Raw genomic sequence first — 5,326 nt, forward strand, 5'->3', positions numbered from 1 at the left:
TCCCGGCAAATTGCTCCTAGCATGCACACGGAGGTGTACACCTAAAAACCATTCACCAATAAAATAAATAAATTGGTATCAACAAACTTGGCACACTATTGAGTTCTCAAACAACAGACACTTCCAAAACCCACCACCAGGACTTACTGACCCGGCCGCTTCGCTCTGGAGCAACTTATCTACCTTACCCCGCCGCGAGTCGAAGAGCAAATCCACCGTTTCCGGTATCCAATGCCCTACCATGCGGCTCCCACCAGAAATCCGACACACGAAGCATCAAGGAAAACTGAAAGGGGGATTTTGGTAGAAATTCGGTCGCCTGGCGATTCGCACCCGGTTTGATCCGCTGTGCACCTCGCGGCGACTTAGAAAACTATACACACCAAACGCCACCACCACAAGTCGACGATGGCTCGCCGCAAGAACCCCGAGTTCCGGCCCCCCGTCGACTCATACGTGGCCGTTTGAACACCATTTTCGTAAAAAACTCACTGTGACTCCAGCAACTCCCCAAAAGGCTGCGCAGCTGGACCCCTCACGCGAGTACGGATTCGAGAGCCCGATCCATTCGCACTGCCAGTTGCTCATCACCAGGTGGAACACGAGCCATAGGTGATCATCCTCCGTATAGCCCTCACCAGTCGGAATTATCTGTGTGCAACTCCCGGGCGAAGGCGCATCACACAACCCATTGCGCAAGTCGATGAGTAAACGGTGCGTCAAGCACGGATCGGAAGCCTTCTTCGATCATTGCCGGCCAGAATGCGAAGTCTTGGCCGGCCCGGCTTGACCCGCAAGGGACACCGTTGCGTTCGTTGAACTGCGCCCAACATTGATAGGCCTCTTCTTCAGCCAACGATTTACCTAGACGATAGGGGCCGAGCTGCAATAAATAGCATTTCCACCCGGCGGCAGTCTTCGTCGAGACCAGCGGTTGCTCAAAGGGCTTGTATGAAAGCCGGCCTGATGTTTGCATCCTGCCTGCTTTTACCAACGATGTAGAGTTTGGTCGGCTTAGATCAAGGCCCGCTAACGAATTCGGCGTCATGGTACGGCCGGTCCGGACACCTGGTGTAGCCCTTTTCAACGACACGGTAACGGCCAACGACCGCGGAGCAGGCGTCTCTGCAGAAACCTCGAGAGTTTTACGAACAAGCGGATCGGTGTCGCCTGGGATCGCTTCTACAGGATCAGAGAAGCCCTCCGGACTTATGACAGGTGAGATTCTCGAGTGTCCTGTTGTTCTCTGCCGTCGCCGACCTGATTGATTCTACGAACTAGTCTGGCCTGAGGTCGTGGCCTACTCGCCGTCGGACTCTCTTCAGCACGACCTGAGCGGGGAAACCGGGCCTGACTCATTCTTGACCACGGTGTATGGAAGCTAACATTCGTGCCCAAGCCCGCGAACAAGCCAATTCTTTACCCCTTGCCCGGCGCTGCGGGGAGGGAATCGGCGACGGCGAGCCGGTCTAAGGCGTCGCGTGCGTTCGGGGTTCGTCGGCGCCGGCTCCAGCCGCTACGGCCGGCAATGCTTTTCCGCCCCGAGGAACCCTCCGTATGACGGGCAGACCACGATTCGAGGCGTCGAAGCTTTATACGGAGCACGCATTTCCGGGCGACCTTATCTTGATCTCAGGCAGTCTCAAGTATTCGAAATATTCAGTACCGCCTACCCGGACAGGTGTTGAACGTCGCGTTCGTTGGTGATCAGGCGTCGACTTCGATGCCGATGAGGGCTTTCGCGGCATAGGTATTGATTTCTGGTGGTTTGCATCGTCAGGCTGACGATAGCCGCTGTTAGGACAAACGACCCGACGCTCAACACGTGGTCGCCAACGCAAACGCAAATTGTAATGACGTTGGGGCTGGACGATCCCGACGACGGAGTCATTGTGAATTCTCGTCACTGGCCAACCTAACCAGCGTTCTGATCGGTCAATGCGTGTGGTCGCGGGTTGAGGAGACTGGGGCGGCGAAATACTGCCGGAGCGTGATCGGGATTACGCAACCCAAGGCTTTCAGGCCAAACCCCAAGTGATTGCCCTCTACCTTGCTCGGTCCGTCGAGCCTTTGAGCCGATGAATAGGCGCGTTCCATCCCCTGCGATCGGCCCATCTGAAGAAACGAATGAAACGTCGTTGGCAACTGCCGCAACTGCCGCGAACCAAAAAGTGGTGGGTGCCGTTCGAATGCTCGGCGACGACCTGGGATTAGCGACCACAATGCATGTACGAAAAGTTGCTCGTGCCCGGGCCAGAACACTTTTTGTCCCATAAGCCCCTAGAACTCGAGGTCCCTTATCGATGCGCCCGTTAAACATCGGAACCCCCGAACACAAAGTGTTCGGGGGTTCCGGGACAGTTATGTCCGGCGGTGACCTACTCTCCCACACCCTCCCGAGTGCAGTACCATCGGCGCAGTGGGTCTTAGCTTCCGGGTTCGGTATGGGACCGGGCGTTTCCCCCACGCTATGACCGCCGTAACTCTAGTACCGCACGTTCCTTGTTCAGGAGCAACGGTGGCTTCGTCGAGTCGCAGCAAATGCTGTGGATCTTCGTCAATAACTATAACTGAATCTGAAAGCATGCGCCAATCAATGTGTGGCAACGGTGCCGTGAATGTCATCGCAGCACCTCATGCCATTCACCCGACTTCTCAATATCGACACGGCAGGCTTCTCGCTATGTAACTGTTCGTTCGACGGCACCCCAACCATGGAGATTCAGACCCGAGACAGTAGCACTGCCCAAACAATTCTGGAAAACGTTCATGAATACGGCCTCTGTGCCTAGTCCCCTGAAGGTGGTGCGCGGACTTGATTCACATCCCATTCAAATCCCCCTGCCGGCGTCAGGCCCGCCTCAGAATCCAGGAATAGGACGAGCAAGTACCCTCGTCAGAAAGTATCGATGGGCCAAGTGGCTGCCCCCTGCAGGCCGGGAGAAGTTCATAGCTATCCCGCCAGGGATCAAAACGGTTGCCGCTGATGGTCAGCGAGGATTCAAGATTGCCACCTCGGGTCAGTTTAGAACTTCCACTGACAGGAACAGTCTTAGTCGACTCCCGCTCAAATGGAACCAGGCAGCAATCCGGATAGGCATCAAGTTATGCAACCGAGCTCGGCCTATGCCTCCTTTTACACGAGAAGCAGTCTTCTCGGGCAGGAAACCCGCGATAAAGCTGTACTGTCATGAGTCTTCGACGCTTTGGGGACCACCCATTATTGCCGTTGGGAGCCACTGATATTGCCGCTGGATGCCGTTACCGCCCCGTGTGGGAGCCACCGGCCCCCAAGGGCCCAACTATTCCTGTACGGCACCGATCCTCTCGCGTCACGTGTACCTGCAGGCTCAGATCCGGATTAGACGCTGGAGGCCCCGGTGCATGACCGGCTCGGCGTGGACGCCGGTACCGGCCCATCTGCGGACACCACGTGCAGAACACGTAGGGCCGGGCCGCAAAGGCGTTCCCTAGGCGCTCGACTGCTCCGCGGTCGCCGTCCGGATGGAGTCCTCCGTGTATTTCCCGTGGTTGGCCGTGCCCGGCTACCGCAGGGGCGACCGGTGCAGGCCGGACCTGCTCACGTGGCGGCGTAGCCCTCCACTCCGCCGACTAATTGGCTCACGGCAACGCCACTGGTGGCTCCCACGGAGAATATTCCCGTTTCCCCGGGCTGGTCCCCACGCCCAATATTGCTGGCCCCCAAACGAGCAAATATTCAGTCAAACAAGCTCAACCATGGCACTCGTATCCACCGGCCCGCCGAACCAGCAGATAAACCTGATCCACAACGAGAACACCGTTGGAAGAATTAGCTAAGCAAACGACCAGCGCCTCCAGGAAATCCGACAAATCGTCCTTTCGGGTGTGGTGCGCACGTCAAGTTTTTGAGACAGCTTGATTGATTTTTCTTCTTACGCTGCTGCCAATTCATACTGCTGTTGGAACACGGCCAAGGCCTTGGCTGGCGACAGTCCCTGATTGTTGCTGTGGGGCCGGCGCCGGTTGTACCAAGTTTCTATGTATTCCATCACGGCCGTCCGTGCCGACAGGTGGTTCGGGAAGTCGTAGTGGTGATACATCTCGGTCTTCAAATGCGAGAAGAAATTCTCGGCCACGGCGTTGTCCCAACATATACCGGTCAACCCCATGGACTGTGTGATCTTGTTGCCCGCGCACCACTTCTGGAACTCCCCAGAGGTGTACTGCGAGCCTCTGTCGCTGTGAAAAATTGCGCCGTCTGGATGAAGTCGGCGATGGTCACGTGCCATGCCCAGCGCGTTGATGATCAACGGCGTGCGCATATTCGAATCCATGGACCAACCAACCACCATGCGCGTGGCCAAATCAATCACTGTGGCCAGATACAGCCATCCGGAACCGGTTTTAAGGTAAGTGATGTCGCCAACTAGCCGTTTGCCTGGGATTTCGGAGGTGAAGTCCCGTTTCCCGTGCTCATCGAGCATGTGGTTCTTGATGTGTTCGGTCCGTGCAGCGGGGTCAACGACGGTGGTTTTCTTCCATGCGCGCATCCGTCTGGCCCGCAATCCGGCTTCTTTCATGATCGAGCCCACGGTCCCGGCTGCGACCTTGATCCCGCGCTGGTTCAGCAGTTTGGTGAGCTGATCCCGGCCAGCCATCTGATCGGCGTCTTCAAATTCCTGGGCGACTTCGGTGCTTAGTTCTGAATGCCGCTTGGCGGTCGGTGTCAGGCCGGTGGGGTTCGACCACCGGTAATACGAGGCCCTAGAAATGCCGAGTCTCTGGCACATCCAGGTGATGGGGAAGAACGCCTTCTGTTGATCGATGAACGCATAGAAATCTTCTACAGGTGCTTCGCGGCAAAGAAGGCGCTGGCTTTTCCCAAAAATTCGTTCTCCCGTTTCAATGCGGCGTTCTCCGCCTGCAGGGCCTTGTACTTGGCCCATTCGACCGGACCTGGTTCATCGGCGCCGGCATCCGGGTNTTTCAACGGCTCCTGCCTTGAACTCTTCGGTAAATTTGCGGCGATTCGACATGAAAACAATTCTCCTAAACCCTGTCTCAAATCACCATACGGGCGCAGTGGTGTGGGCGCAGGCAACCGAAACACCACAGGACCAATAGGCTGGCCCGCACACCCCTCCCCCCTTATTAACGAGGTGTGGCCCCCACACCGGTAGAGGCCACACACCCGAACCCCAGCAGAAGGAATATCCTGGGTTTTGGGGGTTAAACATCGGAACCCCCGAACACACAGTGTTCAGGGGTTCCGGGACAAATTGTCCGGCGGTGACCTACTCTCCCACACCCTCCCGAGTGCAGTACCATCGGCGCAGTGGGTCTT

The 5,326-nt window shown here is 56.8% G+C and carries 1 protein-coding gene and 1 rRNA gene; both read right to left on the reverse strand.

Features of this window, described 5'->3' with window-relative positions:
• Nucleotides 1–2,365: 2,365 nt before the first annotated feature.
• Nucleotides 2,366–2,482, reverse strand: a 5S ribosomal RNA gene (gene rrf, locus ABEA12_RS03785).
• 1,432 nt (nt 2,483–3,914) lie between these two features.
• The gene (locus tag ABEA12_RS03790) at nt 3,915–4,928 is read right to left on the reverse strand and encodes an IS3 family transposase (protein ID WP_345466486.1); all 1,014 of its coding nucleotides are present in this window, start codon (nt 4,926–4,928) and stop codon (nt 3,915–3,917) included.
• Nucleotides 4,929–5,326 lie beyond the last annotated feature (398 nt).

Origin of the sequence: Paeniglutamicibacter antarcticus, from assembly GCF_039544305.1 — a bacterium.
GTDB lineage: Bacteria > Actinomycetota > Actinomycetes > Actinomycetales > Micrococcaceae > Paeniglutamicibacter > Paeniglutamicibacter antarcticus_C.

Bases quoted from the DNA above. Each gene is read 5' to 3' on its own strand.
- ABEA12_RS03790 (WP_345466486.1), bottom strand. From the start codon at position 4,928: ATGGGCCAAGTACAAGGCCCTGCAGGCGGAGAACGCCGCATTGAAACG.